Raw genomic sequence first — 23400 nt, 5'->3', positions numbered from 1 at the left:
GCCGTGCCTGTTGGAGATGAGAGGAATCTCGAAGAGCTTCGTCGGCGTCCCCGTGCTGACCGAAGTGGACCTGGAGCTCCGCGCGGGCGAGGTGCACGCCGTCGTCGGTGAGAACGGGGCGGGCAAGTCCACCCTGATGAAGGTGCTCGCCGGGGTGCACGAACCGGAGGCGGGCACCGTCCGCATCGACGGCGAACAGGTCTCCTTCGCCCACCCCGTCGAGGCGCAGGCCGCGGGCGTCGCCATCATCTACCAGGAGTTGACGCTCCTGGCGGATCGCACCGTCGCCGAGAACGTCTTCCTCGGCCGCGAACCGAGGCGCGGCGGCCTGCTCGGCAGGATCACGGGCGTCGTCGATCGCCGGGCGATGGCGGACCGGACCGCCGCGCTGCTCGCCGACATCGGCGAGATGTCCATCGACCCGCACACACCGGTGCGCAGGCTCTCCGTCGCCCAGCAGCAGGTCGTCGAGATCGTCAAGGCCCTGGCGGGTGACGCACGCATCGTGGTGATGGACGAGCCCACCGCCGCGCTGGCCGATCACGAGGTCGAACTGCTGTACTCGTTAGTTCGACGGTTGATCGAACGCGGCATCGGAATCCTCTACATCTCCCACCGGATGCGGGAGATCTTCGACCTCTCCGACCGCGTGACGGTGCTCAAGGACGGCCGACGAACCGCCTGCCGACCCACCGACGAGGTCACCGCCGACGACCTGATCCGGCTGATGGTCGGTCGCGAACTCGGCGACTACTACCCGGATCGGGCGGAGCCCGCCGACCTCGGCCCCGTGCGACTGCGACTGCGCGGCGCGGGCAACGCCCGGCTGCGCGACATCGACCTGGCGGTTCGTGCGGGCGAGATCGTCGGCGTCGCCGGACTGCAGGGCTCCGGCCGCAGCTCCCTGGCACACGCCGTCTTCGGGGCGGACCCCTTCACCAGGGGCGAGATGACCCTGGACGATGCGCCGCTGCGACCGGCCTCGCCACGCGCCGCGATCCGCGCGGGCATCGGCCTGGTCACCGAGGACCGCAAGGCCGAGGGCCTGGCCCTGCGCCAGTCCATTCGGGACAACGCGCTGCTGGTGGTGCGCGGAGTGTTCACCGGCCGCCGCCGGGCCGGGACCGTGGACGTCACCGAGCTGTTGGACGACCTGCGGATCGGCGCGCGCGGCAGCGGCCAGGAGGTCCGGCTGCTCTCCGGCGGGAACCAGCAGAAGGTGGTGCTCGCCAAGTGGCTCGCCGTCCGCCCGGGGGTCCTCGTGCTGGACGAGCCGACCCGAGGCGTGGACGTCGGCGCGAAGGCCGCCATTCACGAACTCGTCCGAGACCTGGCCCGACAGGGCATGGCGGTGTTGATGGTGTCCTCGGAACTGCCGGAACTCATCGGGATGAGCGATCGGATCGTGGTGCTCAGAGACGGCGCCGTCGCGGGCGAGCTGCCTCCGGGCGTCGGTGAGGAAGAGATCATGAGACTGAGCACCGGCGCGGAGAGCGCCGCATGACGCCCCTGAGCGGCACGACCGCTCCGCCGCCGTTATCGAGGGTCGCCCCGGCCAGATCGCGGGCGGGCCTCGCCGATCCGGTCGTGCTGGTCTACCTCGCACTCGTGGCGGTCTACCTGATCGGCTGGATCATCGTCGGCATGCGGGGCGGGGACTTCGTCACCGTCGCCAACACGGTGACCATCCTGCAGAACTCCGCCGCGCTGGGCCTGGTCGCGATCGGTCAGACCTACGCGATCCTCGCGGGTTCCCTCGATCTCTCGGTGGCCTACCTGATCAGCCTCGTCACCCTGATCACCGCGCAGGTGATGGAGGCGGCGGGCATCGTCGCGGGCGTCGCCGCCGCCCTGCTGCTGGCGGGCCTGGTCGGCCTGGGCAACGGGCTGATCGTCACGAAGCTCAAGGTCAACGCCTTCATCGCCACCCTGGGCGTGGCACTGATCCTGCGGGGCTATCTGGAGAACACCTACACCGGGCCCGCAGGCGACGTGCCCACCGAGTTCCAGCGGCTGGGCTACGACCGGATCGGGCCGCTGCCGGTGTCGGTCTTCCTCGTCGCCGCCGTCGCGACGCTCACCTGGTTCGTGCTGCGGCGTACCAGCCTCGGACATCACATCTACGCGGTCGGCGGCGACCGCGAGGTCGCCAGGCTCTCCGGCGTCCGCACCGATCGCACGGTGATCGCCGCGCACGTGCTGTGCTCCCTGTGCGCGGGCCTGGCCGGGGTCTTCCTGGCGAGCAGGCTCGGCGCGGGGGCGCCGCTGGCGGGCACCGACGGCCAGTACGACCTCGTGTCGATCGCCGCCGTGGTGCTCGGCGGCAGTCTGCTCGCGGGCGGGCGAGGCGGGGTGATCGGCACCATCGGCGGCGTCCTGATCCTCTCGGTCCTGGACAACGTCTTCGACCAGCTCGGCGTCGATCCCTTCTTCAAGAACGTCGTCCGGGGCGTGGTGATCATCGCTGCGGTGGCCCTCTACGCCAGGCAGAGCGTCGCCCGCCGCAGGCAGCAGGACCAACGGAGGTCGGGATGAGTGACACCGTCGCCCCCGAGGCGCGGCGGGCCGGACTCCGCCTGCCCGCCGCCCTGTCGGCGAGCACCCCGGTGTTCGTCCTGCTCGGCGTGCTGCTGATCGTGCTCGCCTTCGTCGACATCGGGTTCTACGAACCGGATCGACTGCTGGCCTTCATCCGCCGGGCCGCCCCGCTGATCATCCTGGCGGCCGGTCAGTACTTCGTCATGGTCTCCGGCGGCTTCGACCTCTCGGTGGGCTCGATCGTCACGGTGGGCGTGGTCGTCGCCGCCGAGCTGTTCAACATCGTCCCCGACATGCCGTGGCCGGTGGCGGTCCTGATCCTGCTCGTCGCGGGCATGGTCGTCGGACTCCTCAACGGCCTGGTGTCCACGGTGCTCGCGGTGCCCTCGTTCATCACCACGCTCGGGATGATGCTGATCCTCCAGGGCGCGGTGTTCTTCTGGACCCAGGGCGCCCCGCGCGGCTATCTGTCCGAGGGGTACCGCACCCTCGGCCGAGGGATGGTGCCCGGCCTGCCCTGGCTCCCGTGGGCGGTGGTCGTGCTGGTGGTCATCGCGGTGGCCGCCGTGCTGTTCATGCGCTCCGACACCGGCCGGACCCTGGTCGCCACCGGCGACAACGACGCCGCCGCCGCGCTGTCCGGCGTTCGGGTGCACCGGCTGCGGGTGTCGGCATTCGTCCTGTCCGGACTCGCGGCGGCGATGGCCGCCGTGCTCGTCGGCGGCTTCACCGGCATCTCGGCGCAGGCGGGCAACGGCATGGAGTTCGAGGCCATCACTGCCGTGGTCCTCGGCGGCGTCGCCCTCGGCGGCGGCCGAGGCTCCGTGGTGGCCGCGATGGCGGGGGCGCTGTCCCTCCAGACCCTCTTCACCCTGCTCACCATGCTCGGCGTCTCCGGTGCACTGGAGTCCACCGTGCAGGGCGTCATCGTCATCGCCGCCGTCGCCCTCGGGGCGGTCTCGTGGTCGCGGCGTCGACGCGTTCCCAACTCGACGAAGGAGAGGCGATGAGAGCCAGAATCCGGTCGACCCTGACGATCATGTCGGTGTCGACCCTGCTCGTGCTCGGCGCGTGCACCAGCGAGGTGCCCGCCGACACCGATCTGGGCACGGAGACCACGGGAGCCGACGCGGCCGGTGAGTCGGAGTTCTTCGTCCAGTCCGACTACGAGGCCCAGATGGCGCTGCGCGAGGCCACTCCCGAGGGCCCCGACGACCGGCCCTGGGAACAGATGATCGATCCGGAGATGATCGACACCAGCGAGTATCAGCAGGACGGCCCGCACAACCTGTGCTTCTCCAACGCCGGACTGTTCAACTCCTGGCGCGCGGTCGGCTGGCGCACCATGCAGGCCGAGGTCGCCCTGCACCCGGAGATCGAGAACTTCACCGCTCTCGACGGCCAGGGCCAGGATGACAAGCAGATCTCCGACATCGGCTCGCTGGCCGCCCAGGACTGCGACGCGCTCATCGTCTCGCCGAACACCACCGCCACGCTGACCCCTGCGGTGGAGGCCGCCTGCGGCGAGGTCCCGGTCATCGTCTTCGACCGGGGAGTGGAGACGGACTGCCCGGTCACCTTCATCAGCCCCATCGGCGGCTACGCCTACGGTGCGGCGGGCGCGGAGTTCCTGCGGGACGAGGTCGAGCCCGGCGGTTCGGTGCTGGCGTTGCGGATCGCACCCGGCGTGGACGTGCTGGAGCATCGGTGGGCCGCCGCCGAGCGCGTCTTCGAGGACAGCGACCTGGAGATCGTCGGCGTCCAGTTCACCGAGGACGACCCGGCCACGGCGAAGAACATCGTCTCCGACTACATCCAGCGCACGGGCGGCCTGGACGGGGTGTGGATGGACGCGGGCGCCACGTCGGTCGCCGTCACCGAGGCCTTCGAGGACGCCGGGATGGAGATCCCGCCGATCGTCGGCGAGGACCAGCAGGACTTCCTCCAGGCCTGGCAGGACAAGGACCTGACCGCGATCGCACCCGGCTACCCGACCTTCCAGTGGCGGACGCCCGTGATCGCCGCCCTGCGGATCTTGAACGGCGAGGAGGTTCCTCGGGAATGGCGGCTGCCGCAGCCGGTCGTGACCGAGGACAACCTGGACTCCTACCTGCAGGAGGGCATGCCGCCACAGCATTACGCCCTCTGCGGGTGCGAGGACCTGCCCGGCTTCCCCGAGGAGTGGGGAGGCTGACGTAGGGGCGCGGGAGCGGGAGTGGTCGCCCACCGCCGCCGTGGCGACCACTCCCGCTGTAGCGCCGACGCTCAGAGTCTGTTTTTGATCCCCCTGGCCCCGCGCAACAGGAAAGTGGGGATTAAAGACAGGCTCTCAGACCGCGTCGCCGGTTCGCCGATCGTCGTCACGCCGCCTGTGACCACGTGCGCACGCGAACCGCCCGAGTCCGACCGCTGTCGGCGTCGGCGGGCGACGCGCCGTGATCGCCGTCCTGGGGGTGAGGTGCTGCTGGGGGACGACCGCTGCCCGGACTGACCCGCTCGCTCGGGCCGATCCGGCGGCCGTCTTGGCCGTCGACGATCGCCGCTCGGCCGAGCAGGCCGGACCGGCTGAATTCCTTCGACCGACCAGCCGACCGCGGGCCTGCCCGGCCGGTGCGCTGCCGTAGGCGGTGCCCCGGCCCGGCTCCCGTGTGTCGGACCGCCGTGCGCCGATGAAAGGCCGGACGTGACCGCTGCCGCCATCACGTCCGGCCCGCTCGCCCCGAGGAAGACCATCCGCGGCCGTCCTGCCCGACCCCGTTCGTACCGCCCGCATCCCGCGCCCTCGTCGACGCCCGCGACAGCGGGTGGACGTCGCGGCGCCGAGGGCGGGCGCAGGGCTGCCGCGACCGACGTCGTGAGTGAAGGAGATCGATGTTCCCGATCGGAGTGAACACCTGGGTCTGGGAGTCGCCGCTGAGCGATGCGGCGCTCACGAGACTGGTGCCCCGGATCGCGGCCTGGGGATTCGACGCGGTGGAGCTGCCGGTCGAACAGCGTGACGACATCGACGTGGGTCGGACCGCCGAGCTGCTCGCCGAACACGGGCTGGCCGCAGCGAGCGTGTGCGTCGTGACCTCGGCGGGCCGCAACCTCGTCGCCGCGCCCGACGAGCAGATCGCCGCCACCCAGGACTATCTGCGGCACTGCGTCGACGTGGCGGTGCGGCTGGGCAGTCGGGTGGTGGGCGGGCCGATGTACGCCGAGGTCGGTCGCGCCTGGCGGATGGACTCCGCCGAGCGGGACTCGGTGTTCCGGCAGTTCCGCGAGAACCTCGCCCCCGTCGCCGACTATGCGGGCGAGCGCGGCGTGCGGCTGGCCGTGGAACCGCTCAACCGCTACGAGACCAGCGTGATCAACACCGTCGAGCAGGCCATGACCGCCGTGGACGGGCTGCCCTCGGCCTCGGTCGGGCTCATGCTGGACACCTACCACCTCAACATCGAGGAACACGACCTCGTCACGCCGATCCTGGCGGCGGGCGAACGCATCGCGCACGTCCAGGTGTGCGCGAACGACCGGGGCACGCCGGGGACCGATCACCTGGACTGGCAGGCCTTCCTCGGCGCGCTGCGGACGGCGGGATATCGCGGCACCCTGTGCATCGAGTCCTTCACCGCGCACAACGACGCCATCGCGGTGGCCGCCTCGGTCTGGCGTCCGCTGGCCGAGACACAGGACGCCATCGCCGTCGACGGGCTCGCCTTCCTGCGGTCGGCCCAGTCGAGCTGACCGGGGCCTGCCTGCCTCTCGGCGGCCTGCCTGCGTTCCCGGCGGACACCGAACCCGGTCCGCCGGGTCCGTCCGCCGCCGGACCGACTTCGCGGCAGGGCCGGGTCTCCGTCCCGGACGACCGGTCGTTGCCGCGGAACCGCGCAGACGCCGACGGCGGCCGCCTGGTGGCGACCGCCGTCGGCGGCGAGGCCTCTCGCGTCGCGCGTGCCGGATCGGTGCAGCGCGCGACCGCCGCCCTACGAGTGCGGACAGGTGTCCCGGTATTCCGAGATCTCCCGGTCGTCGGGTGCGGGGCAGAGGAACTGCTCGTAGCGGGTGTCGTCGTCGATGAAGCGCTTGAGCCACGAGATGCTGTACTTCGCGATCGTCGTGTTGGAGACGTTCGGGGCGAAGTGCGACGCGCCGTCCAACTCCAGGTAGGCCTTGTCCAATGAGGACGGCAGGCTCTCGTAGAACGGGATCGAGTGCGTCCGCACCGAGGCGACGGAGTCGTTCTCGGCGCCGACGATCAGCGTCGGCACCGTGACCCGCGACCAGTTCTTCGAGAGATGCCAGCCGGTCAGCGGGATGGCGGCCTGCAACGCGGGCCGGTTCTGCGCCGCAGAAAGACTTCCGCCGCCGCCCATCGAGTGGCCCATCACGCCGAGCCGGTTCGGGTCGATCCTGCTTCGGACGCTGCTGTCCTCGACGAGATAGTCCAGCGCGGCCAGGAGCTGTCTGCCCCGGCTGTCGGGCTGGTCGAGGGTCGTGATCGTGTCGATGGTGAAGACCACGAAGCCCTGCGAGGCGATCCTCGGGCCGAGCCAGGCCATCGTGGACTGCGTCCCGGTGTAGCCGGGCGAGATCGCGATGGCGCCGAAGGTGCCCTGGCTGGTGTCGGTCGGGTAGTAGATGGTGCCGCCGCCGAAGCCGGACACCAGCGAGGAAACGCGGGTGTCGGCGACCGCGAACGGGCCGCGCACCGCCTCGATGCTGCTCTCGGTGGGGGCGGGACCCCGCTCGTGCGGATTCTGCTGGGCCGAGGCGGCGGGCGCGACCGCCAGGCCGGTGGCGACCATGGTCAGCGCCGTGACCAGTCCGGCCAGCCGCGATCGGGTCGTGCGGCGGGCGGACCGGCCGCTGCGGGAGGTGATGCTCGATGACTGCACGTCGTTGTACTCCTGTTCATCGAAAGCGGAACCGCCGGGAGTGCGCACGGTCGACGTCGGCGTCCTGGTGAACGCCCGCGTCGAGAGGGGAGGGCCGGTGCACTCCGGCGATGCCATCGATCACGTTCCGCGGCCATCATCGCCGCGGCTCGGTACGCACCGCATCGGCGAAATCACCGGTCTCGGCGGCGGGGTTCTCGGGCCCCGTGCGCTGTAGGCGGCCGAGCGCTGGGCACCTGCCGACCCGGCTGCGGGGCCGAACGGATGACGGTGTCGGTCTCAGCGACGGTGACCGTCTGGACGGACCCGACCGCCCGCGCAGGACCGGTCGGCCTGCACCGGCACGAACAGACCTCGCGGTTCAGCGGCTCGGACCGCACCGACCGCACCGACCACGCCGTCTCGCCCAGGACTTCCGCTGTCGTCGTCGAGGTGGGCAGCCATCGACGTCCGCCACATCCCAGCGAACGTCGTCGGCGGTGGCGATCCGGGTCCGGCCCGTCGGTCACGACCCGGCTGCGACAAGACTCGGAAGGCGCCCGGACACGGGCTCGACACAGTCGGCGCCATGACGGAAGTTCAACCGATCAAGGCCGCCGAGTCGGCCACGGGACGCACGTCCCACGTGCCTGCCTTGGACGGCGTGCGGGGTGTCGCGATCCTGGGGGTACTGCTGTTCCACACCGGCCACCTGTCCGGCGGTTTCCTCGGCGTGGACCTGTTCTTCGCACTGTCCGGCTACCTCATCACCGACCTGCTGCTGCGGGAGATCGAGGCGACCGGCGCAGTGTCGCTGGTCCCGTTCTGGGGACGGCGGCTCCGGAGACTGCTGCCGGCGCTGGCCGTCATGCTCGCCTGTGTCACCGTGCTGGTCTGGGCGGCGGGGCCGCCGGACCTGCTCCGGACGACGCTCGCGGACGGCCCATGGGTGCTGCTGAACCTGGTCAACTGGCATCTGCTCGCCGAGTCGGCGAGCTACTGGGACCGATTCGGGGCGGCCCGGGTGTTCGAGCACCTGTGGAGCGTCGCGGTCGAGGAGCAGTTCTACCTCGTCTGGCCGATGTTCCTGCTGATCATCGCCAGGTGTACACGGCGGGCGGACCACCGGGTCGCGGTGGCCGCAGCGCTGGCCTCGCTCCTGTCACTGGTAGTGATGATCACACTGGTCGACCCGGCGGACCCGACGCGGGTCTACACCGGCACCGACACCCGGGCGTTCTCCCTGCTGCTCGGCGCCGTGGTCGCCGCGCGACCGGTACGGGCCCTGCTGACCAGGGTGGTCGGCCGATGGGGCGGTTTCCTCTCGGCATCGCTGGCGGTCGGGCTCGGCACGGCGTGGCTGCTGGTCGACGGGGTCGGCTCCTCGTGGCTGTTCACCGGCGGGCTCTTCGTGCATTCGGCGGCCTCCGCACTGCTGATCGTGCTGTGTGCGCAGACGCCGCGCTCCTGGGTGGCCACGGCGCTCGCCTGGCAGCCGCTCCGCTGGCTGGGACTGATCTCCTACAGCCTGTACCTGTGGCACTGGCCCGTCATCGTGCTGCTCTCCCCGGAGCGGACGGGACTTGACGGGTGGGCCGGGACTGCGGTGGTGTTCGCCGTGTCGATCGGCATGGCGGTGCTGTCGAAATACCTGGTCGAGGATCCGATTCGGTTCCACGCCAGGTGGGCGAAGGGACAAAGCGGGCTGCTCGCGCTCGTGGCGCTCGTGATCGGTATGACCGCCCTGTGGCTGGCGCTGCCCGCCCCGGCCCCGCCCGCCATCGACATCACGAAGCTGATCTGATCAGTTGATCAGCGGGCAGGTCCGCCGCTCAGCCGACTCCGGGGTCGGCTGGACGAAGCGGACCTGCACCTGGGTGGTCTTCGACCCGCCGCCCTGCACGTGGACGCCCAGCGCCGTGCACACGATCTGGTCGAGGCCCACCGGGGTGACATCGTCGATGGTGAACGGCACCGTGAGTTCGATCAGCTCCGTCGTGGTGGTCACCACGACGCGGGGTGTCGAGATCGGCGCGATCCCCGTGTACACCGCCGAATGTCCGGGCCCCAACAGCAGCAGGGACATCGCCTCGGCGATCGTCCCGAGGCGGCCCGTGTCCCGCTGCTGCGGCTGGAGCTCATCGTTCGCGTCGACGAAGTACAGCGTCACACCGGGTGCCAGGCCGGTCGGGGCCTCGACTCCATCGACCACCCCCGAAGGCTGGACTCCACAGCCCGCCAGTAGCAGAACCGCTGCCGCCGACCAGATCCGCTTCACGACGTCCCTTCGAATGCCTCGGCGGCGCCGTTCCCGGTTGCCTGGTGTTCTCGGTCGGCGCACGCTGGTCGCTCGGCTCGGTGCGCCCTGCGCCTGTCTTCGATGCGCGAATCCGCTCAGCTGGTCACGGTGTCCGCAGTGTTCGCGCTGGTTGGTTCGGCGACCCCGAGCGTGGTGCTGTGGGCTGGTTCGGCGCACAGGTGTCGTTCGGTGGTGTCGGTTCGCTGTGCAGGTGTCGTTCGGTGGTGTCGGTTCGCTGTGCAGGTGTCGCTCGGTGGTGTCGGTTCGCTCCGCAAGCGTCGCTCACGGCGCCGAAATGGAGACCGGCAGTCGCAGCACGAACCGCGCACCGCCACCGTCGATGTTGTCCGCAGTGAGCTCGCCGCCGTGCAGACGGGCGTTCTCCAGCGCGATCGCCAGCCCCAGTCCGCTGCCTGGAGTACGGGTGCGAGCGGCATCGGCCTTGTAGAAGCGGTCGAAGACATACGGCAGCACCCGCTGGGGTATGCCTGGCCCGCTGTCGGTGACCTCGATCCACACCTGCTCGTGGGAGGTCAGCACCCGCACCCGCACCGGTGGTGTGCCGTGCCGGAGCGCATTGCCGACGAGGTTCGCCACGATGACGTCCAGCCTGCGTCGATCGAGGCGGAGCCGGATCTCCTCCGGCGCCACCAGTTCGACCCGGTTCAGCCAGTCACGGACGCGCAGGCAGTCCCGAACGGCACCGACGACGTCGACCTCCTCGCTGTGCAGTCGGGCGCTGCCCGCGTCGAATCGCGAGACCTCCATCAGGTCCTCGACGAGCCGAACCAGCCGGTGCGTCTCGGTGATCGCCAGCTGCGCGGACTCCCTGGAATCCGCCGCCATCTCGTCGGCCGTGGCCGCCAGCACCTCCACCACCGCCGTCAGCGTGCTCAGGGGCGTGCGCAGCTCGTGCGAGACGTCGGCGGCGAACCTCCTGGCGTCGGCCTGCATTCGCTGCATCGCCGCCATCGACGTCTGCACCGACTCGGCCATCTCGTTGATAGTGACGGTCAGTTCCGCCAACTCGTCGGCGCCCCTGGGCGGCGACCGCGCGTCGAGGTCGCCTGCAGCCAGGCGCCGCGCGGTGTCCCGGACTTCGCGGACCGGGCGCAGCACGCTGCGCGCGGCCACCAGCGCCAGGAGCACCGCAGGCGGCAGTGCCAGCGCGGCGGTGCCTGCCGCGGATCTGGTGAAGCCCTCGATCTGCTGCTCGACATCGGTGAGGTCGTGCACGGCGTACACCTCGATGCCGGAAGGCGCACTGTCCCCGTCCGGCTGCGTGATCACGACCGGGGTGCCGACCAGCAGCCATGGCGTGCCCTCGGCGACGATCCGCTGTGTGACGAGTCGGTTCCCGCCGCGCACCTCGGTGCGCACTGCGTCGGTGATCAGCTCGGTGCCGTCGCCGCTCACCGATCGGAGGTTCTGATACGTCACCAGCGTGTTCGGTCCGACGGCCGCGCGCAGCCTGTCGAGCGACTCCTGGTCCGGTGGATAGGTGAGCTCCGGGGTGATCGCACCGATCTGGCCCGCGATGGTCTCGGCGAGCCGCGCCTGAGTCGAGGTGACCAGCGCCGTGCTCGCCGAGCCTGCGCTCGACCAGGCCGCCGCAGCGGCACCGAGCACCGTGACCAGTACGAAGGCGACCAGCAATCGCGCACGAAGCCCACGCGGCCACAGCGTCCGCCGCAGTTCCCTCGTTCGCTGCCTGCTCGGCACTGCCCGCGCCCTCTTCGTCATACCGGCCCGAACCGGTACCCGAACCCGCGCACGGTCTGGATGTACTCCGGGGCGGCCGGAACGTCCTCGATCTTCGCCCGCAGCCGCTGCACACAGTTGTCGACCAGGCGGGAGTCGCCGAGGTAGTCGTGCTCCCAGACCTCCTCCAGCAGCAGTTGTCTGCTGAACACCCGCCCAGGGGCGCGCGACAGGGTCAGCAGCAGTCGCAGCTCCGTCGGTGAGAGCGGCACCGGCCTGCCATGCAGCGACACCGTCAACGCCGTGGTGTCGATGTGCAGGTCGCGATGGACTCGCACGCCGTCGTGACCCGCGCTGCGGCGCAGCACGGCACGAATCCGCGCGTCGAGCACGGAGGGCTGGGCGGGCTTCACGACGTAGTCGTCCGCGCCTGCCGCCAGACCACCGACGACGTCGAAGTCGTCGCCCATCGCGGTCAGCATGATCACTGGTACATCACCGACGGCCCGGATACGGCGGCACACCTGGAATCCGTCGATGCCCGGCAGCATCAGGTCGAGCACCACGAGGTCCGGCCTGGCCGAGTGGAACTCTCGCAACCCTTCCTCGCCGGAGTCCGCCGTGCGGACGTCATGCCCGTGTCTGCTCAGCGCCAGCTGGAACCCGCGTCGGACCAGGGGATCATCCTCGATGAGCAGAAGCGTGGCCACCCGCCCAGTATCGACCCGGCAGCGACGGCCCCGCGCCTGCGACGGGTCCCCTGCGACGCAACTGGGACACAGCGGGGGCGGCGGCAGGACACGGCCTCGGCACAGTCGACGCCATGACCAAGACACCGAGCCTCGTCCTCGGCCTGAGCGGCCTGCTCCTGCTGGCTGCCGGCTGCTCCGGCGAGTCCACTGCGAATGACGCAACGGCGGCGACCGACGCAACGGCGGCGGACGCCGCCACCGAGCCCGGACTGTCCAAGGTGCTGTTCATCGGCGACTCCATCGCGGTCGGCGAGGCGCTGCCGTTGGCCGCCGCGTTCGAGGCCAGCGGCGTCGAGTTCGAATCCCTGGCCTCCGAGGGCGGCGGGAATGTCGTCGGGCCGTTCGCCGAGGAGCACTGGACGGAGCTTCCCGAGCAGATCGCCACTGCTGAGGCAGACGCGGTCGTCTACCAGATCACCACCTACGACTGGGGCACCCAGGCGGAGCAGGAGGCAGGCTACGACCGGTTGTCGACCACGGTCACCGAGGCAGGCGCGGAACTGGTCTTCGTCACCGTGCCGCCGATCAGGCCCGACGACTTCTACGAACCGCACATGGCAGATCTCGATCGCACCGCCGACGCCGCCAGGGCGGTCGCGGCGGAGTCGTCCGGTCAGGCAAGGGTGCTCGACGCGGGCGAAGTATGGGGCACCGCCTATACGGAGATCCGGGACGGCACGGCCGACCGCAACGCCGACGGCATCCATACCTGCCCGCAGGGCGCCGCTCGCTTCACCGCCTGGCTGCTTGCCGAACTGGCGGATCAGTTCCCCGGCTTCACACCGGCAGCCGCCGAGGACTGGGCCAACGCAGGCTGGTCCGCGGACGGGCACTTCGGGGCCTGTTGACCAGCTGCCTTGCCCGTCGGGTTGTGAAACGGGCGATGCCGACGCTGATCGACGGTGGAGTGCTGGACCGCCGTGGCGACGCCGACGGCGAGGTGCGCGCCGACCGGCCTCGCGTCTGAGCGCTCATGCCGACGGCCACTGTTTCGGGCCACCGGTCCCACGGCAACCACTCGACGTCGTCTGTGCACCACGAGAGCTGTCGATTCCGGGGCTGTCCTTCAGACGCCTCGGGGTCGACGGCCCGGTCTGCGCGGCCGCCGACCCCGAGGTCGTGATGGGTCCGAAGATCAACGGATCAACGGATCAATGCGTACTCACCCTCCCTCGATCGCGTCGATCACGGCCTGAATGTCGCGGTCCAGGGTGCTGCGGACGTCGCCTGCGGTGACGAGGCTGGTGTCGCCGACGAGGGTCTGGAGCGTCTGGAGTTCCGCGATGGTCGCGAAGTCGTCGCCTCCTGCCTCGGCCAGCCGCGCGGTGGTGAGTTGGGTGCGGAGTTGGGTGGTGGCGGTGAGGGAGAGTCGGTTGGTGGCGCGGAATCGGTCGATGAGCTGGCTGATGTCGCGGGTGGAGGTGGTGGTGGCGAAGGAGACCGACTGTTCGGTGGTGTTGCCCGCGCGGTCGGTGGCGGTCACCGACAGCTCCTGGATGCCCAGCGACAGCCGGTGCAGCGGCACGTATTCCCCGGAGGCCAGCTCCGTCGAGTTCAGCGTGCCCACCACGGAGTCGATCCCCGAGGTCGCGTCCTCCGCGTGCCAGCTCAGGACGAGGTCGGTGGCGTCGCCGTAGACCCGTCCGTCGGCCACCCCGGCCACCAGCAGCGTGGGTGCGGTGGGGTCGATGAGGATGGTGGCGGCCTTCTCGTCCTCCACGTTGCCCGCCACGTCGACGGTCCGGTAGAGGACCGAGTGCGGGCCCTCGCCGGTCACGGTGACCGGCTCGGTGTAGGCGGTCCAGTCGCCGCCGTCCAGGCTCCACTCCGTTCTCGCGACCCCGGAGCCCTCATCGGACGCGGTCAGCTCCACGGTCACCTCCCCGTCATGCCAACCCTGCCCCCCGCTCTCGGGCAGCACGACCTCGGTGGTGGGTGCGGTGGTGTCGAGGGCGATGTCGAGGGTCTGGGTGTCTTCGGTGTTGCCTGCGGTGTCGGTGGAGCGGTAGTCGACGGTGTGGGTGCCGTCGTCGGTGAGGGTGATCGGTTCTTCGTAGGTGGTCCAGTCGCCGTCGCCGATGCGGTATTCGGTGGTGGCGACGTCGCCGGCGTCGTCGGTGGCCTCGAGGGTGATCTGGACGGGGCTGGTGGTGTACCAGCCTTCCTGGCCGTCGGGCTCGCTCGGCGTGGTGCTCGCCGTGGTCACCGGAGCCGTCGTGTCCTCACCGCCGCCGGGCGGCGTGCTGAAGCCAGCACCCTCGAAGCGGACCGAGTCCAGATCCAGCGAGTTGTTCGCGGGCGAACGGAACACCAGATAGACGGTGTGGCTCCCCGCCAGTTCGACGTCGACGGACTCCGTCTGCTCGTAGTTCGACCAGCCGCCCGTGTTCTGCACCGACGTGGTCGCGACCAGCTCACCCTCCGGCGATCCCGCCCGCAGCTCGATGGAGGCGCCCTCGATGATCGAGGACACCCGGTAGCTCACCGAGTCGATGTTCTCCAGGCTGATCGGATCGAAGGCGATCCAGTCGCCGTCGCTGACGTCCCCGACCCTGGCGCCGCTCTCCGCGCCCGCGTCGTTGACGACCCGCACCCCGGAGGAGTCGGTGAAGTACTCCGCCTGCTTGTTCTTCGGCTGCAACACCCGGCGGTCGTAGCCGGTCAGCGAGCCGACACCCTCGCCGCCGCCGTCGGTGTAGCGCCCGTTGAGGACGTAGTAGAGGTTCGCGCCCTCCGGGTGTCCGCCGAGGTCGGCGGTGTCGACCGTCCCCGAACAGCCCGCGATGTCGCTCGTGTCGTGCTCGTGGTCGTCATGGCCCAGTGCGGGCCGCACGAGCACCTCGGCGCAGTCGACCTCGCCGTCCTCGGGATCGGTGACGGTCAGCTCGTAAGAGACGTCCTCGCCGAACTCGATCAGTCCGCCGTTGGGCGGGGCGTCGAACACCACGGTGGGCGCGGTGTTGCCCACGGTGATCTCGATGTTCGCGTACCCCGTCTGCTCCGCGACGTTGGTGACCCGCAGCTGAGCGGTGAAGACCCCCGGCTCGGTGTAGACGTGCGTCGGGTTCGCCTCGGTGGAGTCCACCGTGCCGTCGCCGTCGAAGTCCCAGCCCAGCGTGATGTCACCACCGGCGGGGTCGTTGCTGCCCTCACTGGAGAAGGTCACCTCCAGCGGCGTCGGCCCGTTGGTCGCGCTCGCGGTCGCCACGGCGACCGGTCGGCTCTGCCCCTGGTTGTAATCGATCCGGTAGAGGCCGGAGTTGCTGTTGCCGCCGCCGAACCCGCTGCCCCACTCCAGCAGGTAGAGCGAGCCGTCCGAGCCGAACTCCATGTCCATCGGCTTGTTGAACGTCTCGTTGGCGAGGAAGTCGTTGCTCTTGAGGAACTGGTTGTCCTCGTCGAGGTGGAACTCCTTGATGTAGTCCCTGGTCCACTCGTAGAAGAAGTGCACCCCGTCGAAGTACTCCGGGAACTTCGTCTCCGACTCGCTGTCGGGGTCGAAGCGGTAGACCGGCCCGCTCATCGGCCCGCTGCCGCCGGAACCCAGTTCCGGGAACTCCGGCGAGATGGCGTAGTCGTACCAGACCTGCGGCATCTCGGCGGGCGGCAGCTCGGTCAGGCCGGTGTTGTTCGGCGACTCGTTGACCAGGTTGTCGCAGTCGAACTTCTCGCCGACCTCGCCGGTGTCCGGGTTGTACGGCGCGTAAGGCTCGTTGTTTCCGTGACAGAACGGCCAGCCGGAGTTCACCGGCTCGGTCAGCACGTCGTATTCCACGAAGCCCTGTGGTCCCCGCTCGTCGGGCTGGCCGTGCCGGTCGGGCCCGTAGTCGGAGACGTGCAGGTGACCGGTCTCCGGGTCGACGCGGAATCGGAACGGGTTGCGGAAGCCCATGCCGTAGATCTCCGGTCGGGTCAGTTCGGTGCCCTCTTCGAAGAGGTTGCCCTCGGGGATGGCGTAGCCGCCTTCGTCCAGCGGGGTGATCCGCAGGATCTTGCCGCGCAGGTCGTTGGTGTTGCCCGAGGTGCGCGCCGCGTCCAGCATCTCCTGGCCGGGCCGCCAGTCGATCGGCGCATAGCCCTGCCAGTGCGACGACAGGTTCGGCGGGACGTCGTCGCCGACGCCGAGGAACAGGGAGCCGTCGATGCCGAAGTCCAGCGCGCCGCCGGTGTGGCCCGGCTCCGGGTAGGTCCGGCTGCGGTAGGCGGGCACGTCGAGCACGACCGACTCCGACGCGAGGTCGAGCGTGTCACCCTCGATGGTGAAGCGGGACAGTCTGTTGATGTCCTCGTCGGCATCGGCGGGGGAGTAGTACAGGTACACCCACCCGTTCTCGGCGAAGTCCGGGTCGAGCGTCATGCCGACCAGACCGTCTTCGCCGCCGGTGTAGACGTCCAGCGAGCCCGCGGTGACGGTGGTGTTGGTGTCCGGCTTGAAGACGGTCAGGTCGCCGCCCCGCTCGGCCACGAAGACCCGGCCGTCGTCGGCGACGTCGAGCTGCATCGGGTCGTCGGTGTCGCCGTCCAGGGTGATCTTCTCGAAGTTGTTCCACACGGTGCCGCCGCAGTCGCCCTCCGCGACGCCCGCCGCCCACTTCAGACCGCCGAGCACGTGCTGCTGGAACAGCGGCTCGTTGTCGTAGGAGTCGGGCTCGTGGCCCATCGCGGTGGCCCACACGCGCCCGCCCTCGGGCCGGTGACACCAGGAGATCGGGTGGTCCGGCCCCATCGCGTCGTTACCCGGGTTGTAGGTCCGCTCGTCGGCGGCGACCAAGACGTGGACGTTGCCCCTCGGGTTGGGGTCGAAGTTGTACCACTCCTCGGCCCGGTCCCACACCTGCGGCAGATGCTCGGTGGAGGGGTGCACCCGGTCCAGGGTCCACGCGGTGCCGTCCAGGGTCCCCGGCGAGTGCGTCGGCATGTGCGCCCCGCCGTTGATGGTGTCGTCCCACCAGGGGAAGTCGTTCTCGATGCCCATGTCCAGGGAGTTGTGCACGGCCGTGATGCCGCCGCCGTTGCGCAGGTAGGTCTGAATCGCCTCCCGCTCCTCCTCGGTCTCCCAGACCATGCCCGAGTTCTGGAGCATGATCACCGCGTCGAAGGTGGCGAGGTCCTCGTCATTGAAGACGCTGGAGTCGTCGGTCTCGACCAGCTCGAAGCCCTCTTCGGCGGCCTGCCGTTCGAACATCGCGATCCCGTTCGGGATCGAGTTGTGCACGTATCCGACGGCCTTGGTGAACAGCAGGGCACGGAACTCGGGCTGCTCGGACTCCTGGGCGAGGGCCTGGGGCACCGGCCCGGTCAGCAGAACGGCGAGAGCGGATGCGATCAGTAATCCCATCGCGCGTCTGATGCGATGCAATTTGTTGCTCCTTGTTCAGCGGGTGGCAAAATGCGTCGGTCGGCACACTGCGACCGGTTCTTTCGGCAGGCTCCTTCCCGCGTTCTCGCGAACACGATTCGAGGTGCTGGCAGGAACTCGTCAGGGCAGGGTCGATGGCCGGCCGCCGGATTTCCCGTCGGTCGGGCGTCAGGGGCCGACCGCCGGGACGGTCGGTTGCGGGATCGGTGCTCGACGACCGTCGCAGTCGCGATCCTCGGCCGTCTCCGCGAGCGACCTCACCCTGCCGGGCTAGAACGATTCAGGCAGGGGTGCTGGTCGATCGGTGCAGGTCAGGATTCGGATCGGCCGCGAAGGGTCCCAGCCGGAGGAGTCGGGGGACGAGCGGTCGTGGAAGGCGGTCAGCCTGCGTCGGGCCTGGTGGTCCGCTGCCTCGGGCTGCCGGATCGATGCACTGACAAATCGGCCAACCTCTCCCGATGATCAACCCGCGTCGAATCGAATGATTCGACGCCGACGGGCGTCATCGTGCTGTTGCGACGTGGTGCGTCGTCGGTCATTAATCAAACGACCGCTAACACCCAGGCGCCGCCTGCCCGGGAAGATGGCGGATAGCATAATCAGTTAAGTACAGCCGGTCCTTCATGTCAATACTGTGTGAACGTACACCGCACGCGGTCGGCGGACCTGGCCCGCGGTCGGCATTCGCCGCAGGCGGCGCCGTGGTCCGGACGCCCGAGGAGACCTGCCCACGGCGGACCGGTTGCCGGGGCTGAGGTGCCGGCGCTCTGCCTGATGGAACGATCCGAAAGACCGGCGGCCGGGCGACCAGAGTCGTCAGTGGACACCGAATCGACAGACGGGTGCGGACGGCCCGTGTGGTCGGGTGGAGGAGCGACTCATCCAGTCCGTTGACGTTCCGCGCTGGCAGTTGTGCGAGGGAACCGCGCGCGCTTCGCCCCATCGGGACGCGAGGGCCCGGTGGGCAGTGCTGGAGGTTTCGCGGCATCCGATGACAATGGGGGTGGACTGTTTCTTCAGCCAGGGAGATCATCGTGACGTCATCGGTGGTGCCGATCGTGCGGCGGTCGGCTCGTGCTGTGCTGATCGATCATGAAGGTCAGCTGGTGGCGATCAAGCGCACCAAGGCTGGGGTAGCTCCGTACTGGACGACGCCGGGCGGTGGTATCGAACCCGGGGATCCCAGCCGTGAGGCCGCGTTGGAGCGCGAGTTGCTCGAGGAACTCGGCGCGAAGGCAGTTATCGGGCAGCAGCTGACCCTAATCACTTCCGTTGCCGAGGGCGGGCAGAGCGTCCAGTACTTCTTCGCCGCCACCCTTGTCAGCCTTGATGAGTCGGCGCGGACCGGCGACGAGCACACCGACGTCAGCCGTGGCGGCTACGAGATGGAGCGGATCCCGCTGGAGCAGTTGGCCGAGTATGACCTCAAGCCCACCGTTCTGCGTGACTTCGTGCTGGAGAACCGCTCCGCGGTGCTGGCAGATCTTCCTCCGGTCGTTTAACGACTCGCCCAGATCCCTGCGGGGGCGGGATCTACCCGCCCGTGACGATGACGACTTCGAGCGTGCGGGGGCCGTGCACGCCCTCGACGCGGTTCAGCTCGATGTCGCTGGTCGCCGACGGGCCGCTCACGAAGGTCAGCGGTCTGGTGCCGTCGAGCCGGGCCAGCGCCTCGGGCAGCGAGACCGCCACCTGATCGGCCCGCACCACGCACAGGTGATAGTCGGGCAGCAGGGTGAGCACTCGCCTGCCCTGCGCCTCGCCCGCGTCCAGCACCAGCGTGCCGGTCTCGGCCACGGCCACCGCGCAGCCGGTGAGCACGCCGTCGATGCCGTCCAGCTCGTCGATGGTCAACGACTGATCCGTGTCGGGCCGCCAGGTCACCTCGGGTGCCAGCCAGCTCGTGGGCAGGTCGACGGGGGCGGCCATCCGGCGGGCGCCGCGTGCCGCCAACGACGTCGCGATCCGGCCGGGCAGTCCGGCGGCGTCGACCCGGTGCACCACCGCGCGGTAGTCCTCGATCCGCTCGGCGAGCAGCGCGAGCGGATCGGCCGCCTCGCGGGTGCGGTCGTAGTCCCTGGGCACCGTGACCGGGCCGGGCCGGTCGGCCAGTGCGGCCCGGATGCGGCCCAGCACGGCCTCGCGTGCCGAGCCCGCCTGCCCGGTCCCCGCGCGCTCGGCCGCCGCCTGCCCGGTCCCCGCGTGCCCTGTCGCCGCGCGCTCGGATTTAGCCACGGGTCCTCCTCCACCACGCGCGGAACGTCTCCTTGGGCGGCGCGGGCAGGTCCCGCGAGGAGGTCCACTTCGATCCCGGCCACGGCAGGCTGGTGATCCGCCCGCCCCGACTGAGCAGCCTGCCGATCCCGGCGGCCTTCTGGGCTGCGGCCCAGCGGCGGGCGTCGCCCATCGCCCAGGCGAGCGCGGCCATCGCCACCGCCTCCGGAGAGGTCTTGTTCTTGGCCTGAACCGCCTCGGCCCGCAGGTGCACCAGCACCTCGGGGATGTCGATCCGCACCGGACAGACCTCGAAGCACGCGCCGCACAGCGAGGAGGCATAGGGCAGCGACCTCGCCTGCTTGTCGACGTCCTCCCCGAGCAGCTGCGGGGTGAGGATCGCGCCGATCGGACCCGGATACACCGAGCCGTAGGCCGCGCCGCCGGTGCGCTCGTAGACCGGGCACACGTTCAGGCAGGCCGAACACCGGATGCAGCGCAGCGCCTGCCTGCCCACCGTGTCGGCCAGCGTGTCGGTGCGACCGTTGTCCAGCAGGATCAGGTGGAAGTTCTTCGGCCCGTCACCGGGCGTCACCCCGGTCCACACCGACGTGTAGGGGTTCATCCGCTCCGCAGTGGACGACCGGGGCAGGAGTTGGAGGAAGACCTCCAGATCGGACCACGTCGGCACCACCTTCTCGATGCCCATCACGGTGATCAGCGTCTCCGGCAGGGTGAGGCACATCCGACCGTTGCCCTCGGACTCGACCACCACCACCGATCCGCTGTCGGCCACCGCGAAGTTCGCCCCCGACACGGCCACCTTCGCCGTGAGGAACTTCTGCCGAAGGTGCCTGCGGGCCGCCTCGGCCAGCTCCCTGGGCTCGTCGGTGATGTCCTCGGGCACGTCGGGCATCTCCCGCCGGAAGATCTCCCGGATCTCCGAGCGGTTGCGGTGGATCGCGGGGACCAGGATGTGGGAGGGACGGTCCTCGCCCAGCTGCACGATCAGCTCCGCGAGGTCGGTCTCCACCGCCTGCACGCCGCCCTCGGCCAGCGCCTCGTTCAACCCGATCTCGGCGGTCGCCATCGACTTGATCTTGACGACCTCGTCGGCGCCCGCCTCGCGGGTGAGGCGCAGGACGATCTCGTTGGCCTCCACGGCGTCGCGGGCCCAGTGCACGACCCCGCCGCGCGCGGTGACCGCGGCCTCCAGTCGCTCCAGGTAGGTGCCGAGGTCGGCGAGCACCTCGTCCTTGATCGCCTCGCCTGCCAGCCGCAGCGGCTCCCAGTCGGGCAGCTCGGCCACGGCGCCTGCCCGCTTGCCTCGGATCGTGGTCGTCGCGTTGCGCAGATTGGTGCGCAGCTGAGTGTCCGCCAGGGCCGTGCGCGCCGCCTTGGGGAAGGTCGGCGTGCCCAGCCAGGTCACGCCACGGCCTGCCATGGCTCCTCCTCCGTGCTGCTCAGGATCTCCGCGAGGTGAACAGGACTGACGCCTGCCCGGAGCCGGGACAGCCCGCCGCCGATGTGCATCAGGCAGGAGTTGTCCCCGGCGGTGAGCACCTCGGCGCGGGTCTCGGTGATGCCCTTGATCTTGTCCGTCAGCATCGCGCTGGAGGTGTCGGCGTTCTTGATGGCGAAGGTGCCGCCGAAGCCGCAGCAGGACTCGGCCTCGGGCAGCTCCACCAGCTCCAGGCCCCGCACCGCGCGCAACAGCCGCATCGGTCGGTCGCCGACCTTCAGCATCCGCAGCGAGTGACAGGTGGGGTGATAGGTGACCCGATGGGGGAAGTAGGCGCCGACGTCGGTGACGCCCAGGACGTCCACCAGGAACTCCGACAGCTCATGGCTGCGGATGGCGGCCTGCGTCGAGTCGAGCAGCTTCGGGTAGATCTCCCGGACCATGCCGACGCACGAGCCCGACGGCGCCACCACCGCGTCGTACTCGGTGAAGATGCGCTCGTAGTCGGCGGCCAGCGCCGCCGCGTGCTTCGGATATCCCGTGTTGTAGTGCATCTGCCCGCAGCAGGTCTGGGCCGCCGGGAAGTCGACCTCGCAGCCGAGCCGCTCCAGCAGCCGCACCACGGCCTGCCCGGTGCGCGGGTACAACGTGTCGGTCACGCACGTCGCGAACAGCGCCACCCGCACTACCACCAGCCCCCTTGTTCCTCCGCCGCCATGCCGGTGCTTCCGAGCTTGTCAGACCGGGCGGGGCGATGCGTGCACCCCGAGCCGGAAATCGACGGCTGAAACCGGCCGGCAGGCCCGGCGGTGTCCTCGCCGACCAGCGCCGTGCCTGCTCCGGCGGCGTCGCCCGCGCCCGATTCCGCCGTTTCCGCGCTCGGCCGGTCTCGTCGCAATCAGGATCGTCTCAGCGCACCACGGGCCGTTCGTGGGCAGGCTCCCTCCCTCCCACGCCGAGCAGACCCGCGCGAGTCGAGCGAGTCGGATGGTGGCAGTGGGACGGGTGTGGGTGGCACGGCAGCGGGGCGAGGGCCGTTCGTGTCATGGTCTTGTCTGATCAGGGTTCGAAACGAGCCGTGGCAGCGGGAGGGGACCGGACATGCGTGCGTTGACGGTGACGCCGGGCGAGCAGGACTCGCTGCGAGTCGACGAGGTGGACGACCCGACACCCGGACCGGGCGAGCTGCTCGTGGACGGCCTCGCGGTGGGGGTGTGCGGAACGGACCGGGAGATCGTGGACGCCCAGTTCGGGGAGGCCGTGCCGGGCCGCAGGAGGCTGATCATCGGGCACGAGTCCCTCGGCCGGGTTCGGCAGGCGCCCGCGGACTCCGACTTCGCCGAAGGCGACCTCGTCGTGGGCGTCGTCAGAAGACCGGACCCCGAGCCCTGCGGCGCCTGTGCGCGCGGGTACTTCGACATGTGTCGCAACGGCCGCTACACCGAGCGCGGCATCAAGGGCCTGGACGGCTACGCGAGCGAGGCCTGGACGGTGGAGTCCGAGTACGCGGTCCGGCTCGACCCCCGGCTCTCCGACGTCGGCATGCTGCTGGAGCCGACCAGCGTGGTCGCCAAGGCCTGGGATCAGATCGAGCGGATCGGGCAGCGCTCCTGGTACGAGCCGAAGAGCGTCCTCATCACCGGCGCCGGGCCGATCGGCCTGCTCGCCGCGCTCATCGGCGTCCAACGCGGCCTCGACGTCCACGTGCTGGACCGGGTCGTCGACGGACCCAAGGTCGCCCTGGTCCGGGACCTCGGGGCCACCTATCACCACGACGGCGTGTCGGCATTCGGCACGCGACTGCGCCCGGACATCGTCATCGAGGCCACGGGCGTCGATCAGCTCGTGTGCGAGGCGATGGCGGTGACCGCCGCCTACGGGATCGTCTGTCTCACCGGCGTCTCCTCGCCGGGTCGGGTGCTGCCCACCGACCTCGGCAGCCTCAACCGGAGCATCGTCCTGGAGAACGACGCCGTCTTCGGCTCGGTCAACGCCAACCTGGGGCACTACACGCTTGCCGCCGACGCCCTGGCGGCGGCGAACCGGGACTGGCTCGCCCGACTGGTGACCAGGCGCGTCCCGCTGGCGCGATTCCACGAGGCCTTCGAACACCACGAGGACGACGTGAAGGTGATCATCGACCTGACGACCACCGGCGGCTGACCGCAGGCCCGTCGGCGGCCCGCTCGCCCGGCTCGTCGTGCCGAGGTCGCAGG

17 protein-coding genes are annotated in these 23400 nt (G+C 70.1%); 9 read left to right on the top strand and 8 right to left on the bottom strand.

All coding sequences use genetic code 11. The features are described 5' to 3' along the window. Nucleotides 1-16: 16 nt before the first annotated feature. The 5 genes from UA74_RS20795 (at nt 17) to UA74_RS20770 (ending at nt 6267) form a co-directional block, all read left to right on the top strand. The gene (locus UA74_RS20795; protein ID WP_075741761.1) at nt 17-1504 is read left to right on the top strand and encodes a sugar ABC transporter ATP-binding protein; all 1488 of its coding nucleotides are present in this window, start codon (nt 17-19) and stop codon (nt 1502-1504) included. Continuing rightward, nucleotides 1501-2535 (top strand): ABC transporter permease, encoded by a 1035-nt coding sequence (locus tag UA74_RS20790; RefSeq protein WP_075741760.1) that lies wholly within the window; start codon nt 1501-1503, stop codon nt 2533-2535. Before UA74_RS20795 ends, UA74_RS20790 begins: the two co-directional genes overlap by 4 nt. After that, the gene (locus UA74_RS20785; RefSeq protein WP_075741759.1) at nt 2532-3548 is read left to right on the top strand and encodes an ABC transporter permease; all 1017 of its coding nucleotides are present in this window, start codon (nt 2532-2534) and stop codon (nt 3546-3548) included. The genes UA74_RS20790 and UA74_RS20785 overlap by 4 nt, the downstream gene beginning before the upstream one ends. Next, nucleotides 3545-4732: a substrate-binding domain-containing protein gene (locus tag UA74_RS20780; protein WP_083683423.1), complete on the top strand. Its 1188-nt coding sequence runs from the start codon at nt 3545-3547 to the stop codon at nt 4730-4732. Before UA74_RS20785 ends, UA74_RS20780 begins: the two co-directional genes overlap by 4 nt. Before the next feature lie 677 nt (nt 4733-5409). Beyond that, nucleotides 5410-6267 carry a sugar phosphate isomerase/epimerase family protein gene (locus tag UA74_RS20770; protein ID WP_075741757.1) on the top strand — a complete coding sequence of 286 codons (858 nt, stop codon included), beginning with the start codon at nt 5410-5412 and terminating at the stop codon, nt 6265-6267. A 239-nt stretch (nt 6268-6506) separates the two neighbouring features. Here the strand turns inward: UA74_RS20770 and bdeA are convergent, their stop codons facing one another. Further along, a complete protein-coding gene (bdeA, locus tag UA74_RS20765) occupies nt 6507-7535 on the bottom strand; it encodes a bis(hydroxyethyl) terephthalate hydrolase (RefSeq protein WP_157434343.1) in 1029 nt (342 codons plus the stop codon). A 451-nt stretch (nt 7536-7986) separates the two neighbouring features. On the opposite strand from bdeA, the gene UA74_RS20755 reads away from it, so the two are divergent. Then, nucleotides 7987-9201: an acyltransferase family protein gene (locus UA74_RS20755; RefSeq protein WP_075765265.1), complete on the top strand. Its 1215-nt coding sequence runs from the start codon at nt 7987-7989 to the stop codon at nt 9199-9201. Here UA74_RS20755 and UA74_RS20750 read toward each other — a convergent pair whose 3' ends face one another. The 3 genes from UA74_RS20750 to UA74_RS20740 all read right to left on the bottom strand — a co-directional run bounded on the left by UA74_RS20750 (nt 9202) and on the right by UA74_RS20740 (nt 12107). Then, the gene (locus tag UA74_RS20750; RefSeq protein WP_232237352.1) at nt 9202-9609 is read right to left on the bottom strand and encodes a hypothetical protein; all 408 of its coding nucleotides are present in this window, start codon (nt 9607-9609) and stop codon (nt 9202-9204) included. It lies immediately after the preceding gene. Between the two features lie 369 nt (nt 9610-9978). Continuing rightward, the gene (locus UA74_RS20745) at nt 9979-11439 is read right to left on the bottom strand and encodes a sensor histidine kinase (RefSeq protein WP_075765261.1); all 1461 of its coding nucleotides are present in this window, start codon (nt 11437-11439) and stop codon (nt 9979-9981) included. Continuing rightward, the gene (locus UA74_RS20740; protein WP_075741752.1) at nt 11436-12107 is read right to left on the bottom strand and encodes a response regulator transcription factor; all 672 of its coding nucleotides are present in this window, start codon (nt 12105-12107) and stop codon (nt 11436-11438) included. The genes UA74_RS20745 and UA74_RS20740 overlap by 4 nt, the downstream gene beginning before the upstream one ends. Before the next feature lie 113 nt (nt 12108-12220). Between UA74_RS20740 and UA74_RS20735 the strand changes: the two genes are divergently transcribed. Continuing rightward, a complete protein-coding gene (locus UA74_RS20735) occupies nt 12221-12997 on the top strand; it encodes an SGNH/GDSL hydrolase family protein (RefSeq protein WP_157434342.1) in 777 nt (258 codons plus the stop codon). Between the two features lie 314 nt (nt 12998-13311). Here UA74_RS20735 and UA74_RS20730 read toward each other — a convergent pair whose 3' ends face one another. Beyond that, a complete protein-coding gene (locus UA74_RS20730; protein WP_232237351.1) occupies nt 13312-17508 on the bottom strand; it encodes a ThuA domain-containing protein in 4197 nt (1398 codons plus the stop codon). Between the two features lie 1034 nt (nt 17509-18542). Here UA74_RS20730 and UA74_RS20725 point away from each other — a divergent pair. Further along, the gene (locus tag UA74_RS20725; protein WP_075741750.1) at nt 18543-19010 is read left to right on the top strand and encodes an NUDIX domain-containing protein; all 468 of its coding nucleotides are present in this window, start codon (nt 18543-18545) and stop codon (nt 19008-19010) included. Between the two features lie 31 nt (nt 19011-19041). On the opposite strand, the gene UA74_RS20720 is transcribed toward UA74_RS20725, so the two are convergent. The 3 genes from UA74_RS20720 to UA74_RS20710 all read right to left on the bottom strand — a co-directional run bounded on the left by UA74_RS20720 (nt 19042) and on the right by UA74_RS20710 (nt 21879). Next, the gene (locus tag UA74_RS20720) at nt 19042-19644 is read right to left on the bottom strand and encodes a LutC/YkgG family protein (protein ID WP_075766264.1); all 603 of its coding nucleotides are present in this window, start codon (nt 19642-19644) and stop codon (nt 19042-19044) included. 91 nt (nt 19645-19735) lie between these two features. Beyond that, a complete protein-coding gene (locus tag UA74_RS20715) occupies nt 19736-21166 on the bottom strand; it encodes a LutB/LldF family L-lactate oxidation iron-sulfur protein (protein WP_075741749.1) in 1431 nt (476 codons plus the stop codon). Continuing rightward, entirely contained in the window at nt 21148-21879 is a 732-nt protein-coding gene (locus tag UA74_RS20710; RefSeq protein ID WP_232237860.1) for a (Fe-S)-binding protein, read from the bottom strand. The genes UA74_RS20715 and UA74_RS20710 overlap by 19 nt, the downstream gene beginning before the upstream one ends. Nucleotides 21880-22285: 406 nt before the next feature. On the opposite strand from UA74_RS20710, the gene UA74_RS20705 reads away from it, so the two are divergent. Continuing rightward, nucleotides 22286-23347, top strand: a complete 1062-nt coding sequence (locus UA74_RS20705; protein WP_075741748.1) for a glucose 1-dehydrogenase — start codon at nt 22286-22288, stop codon at nt 23345-23347. The last annotated feature ends 53 nt before the right edge of the window (nt 23348-23400 follow it).

Source organism: Actinoalloteichus fjordicus (genome assembly GCF_001941625.1).
In the GTDB taxonomy this organism is placed as follows: Bacteria; Actinomycetota; Actinomycetes; order Mycobacteriales; family Pseudonocardiaceae; genus Actinoalloteichus_A; species Actinoalloteichus_A fjordicus.
This window is presented reverse-complemented; position numbering and strand designations above follow the sequence as displayed.

Excerpts from the sequence above, each read along its gene's own strand:
- UA74_RS20795 (WP_075741761.1), top strand. The coding sequence starts at position 17 with ATGAGAGGAATCTCGAAGAGCTTCGTCGGCGTCCCCGTGCTGACCGAA.
- UA74_RS20790 (WP_075741760.1), top strand. The coding sequence starts at position 1,501 with ATGACGCCCCTGAGCGGCACGACCGCTCCGCCGCCGTTATCGAGGGTC.
- UA74_RS20785 (WP_075741759.1), top strand. The coding sequence starts at position 2,532 with ATGAGTGACACCGTCGCCCCCGAGGCGCGGCGGGCCGGACTCCGCCTG.
- UA74_RS20780 (WP_083683423.1), top strand. The coding sequence starts at position 3,545 with ATGAGAGCCAGAATCCGGTCGACCCTGACGATCATGTCGGTGTCGACC.
- UA74_RS20770 (WP_075741757.1), top strand. The coding sequence starts at position 5,410 with ATGTTCCCGATCGGAGTGAACACCTGGGTCTGGGAGTCGCCGCTGAGC.
- bdeA (WP_157434343.1), bottom strand. The coding sequence starts at position 7,535 with ATGGCATCGCCGGAGTGCACCGGCCCTCCCCTCTCGACGCGGGCGTTC.
- UA74_RS20755 (WP_075765265.1), top strand. The coding sequence starts at position 7,987 with ATGACGGAAGTTCAACCGATCAAGGCCGCCGAGTCGGCCACGGGACGC.
- UA74_RS20745 (WP_075765261.1), bottom strand. The coding sequence starts at position 11,439 with ATGACGAAGAGGGCGCGGGCAGTGCCGAGCAGGCAGCGAACGAGGGAA.
- UA74_RS20735 (WP_157434342.1), top strand. The coding sequence starts at position 12,221 with ATGACCAAGACACCGAGCCTCGTCCTCGGCCTGAGCGGCCTGCTCCTG.
- UA74_RS20715 (WP_075741749.1), bottom strand. The coding sequence starts at position 21,166 with ATGGCAGGCCGTGGCGTGACCTGGCTGGGCACGCCGACCTTCCCCAAG.
- UA74_RS20705 (WP_075741748.1), top strand. The coding sequence starts at position 22,286 with ATGCGTGCGTTGACGGTGACGCCGGGCGAGCAGGACTCGCTGCGAGTC.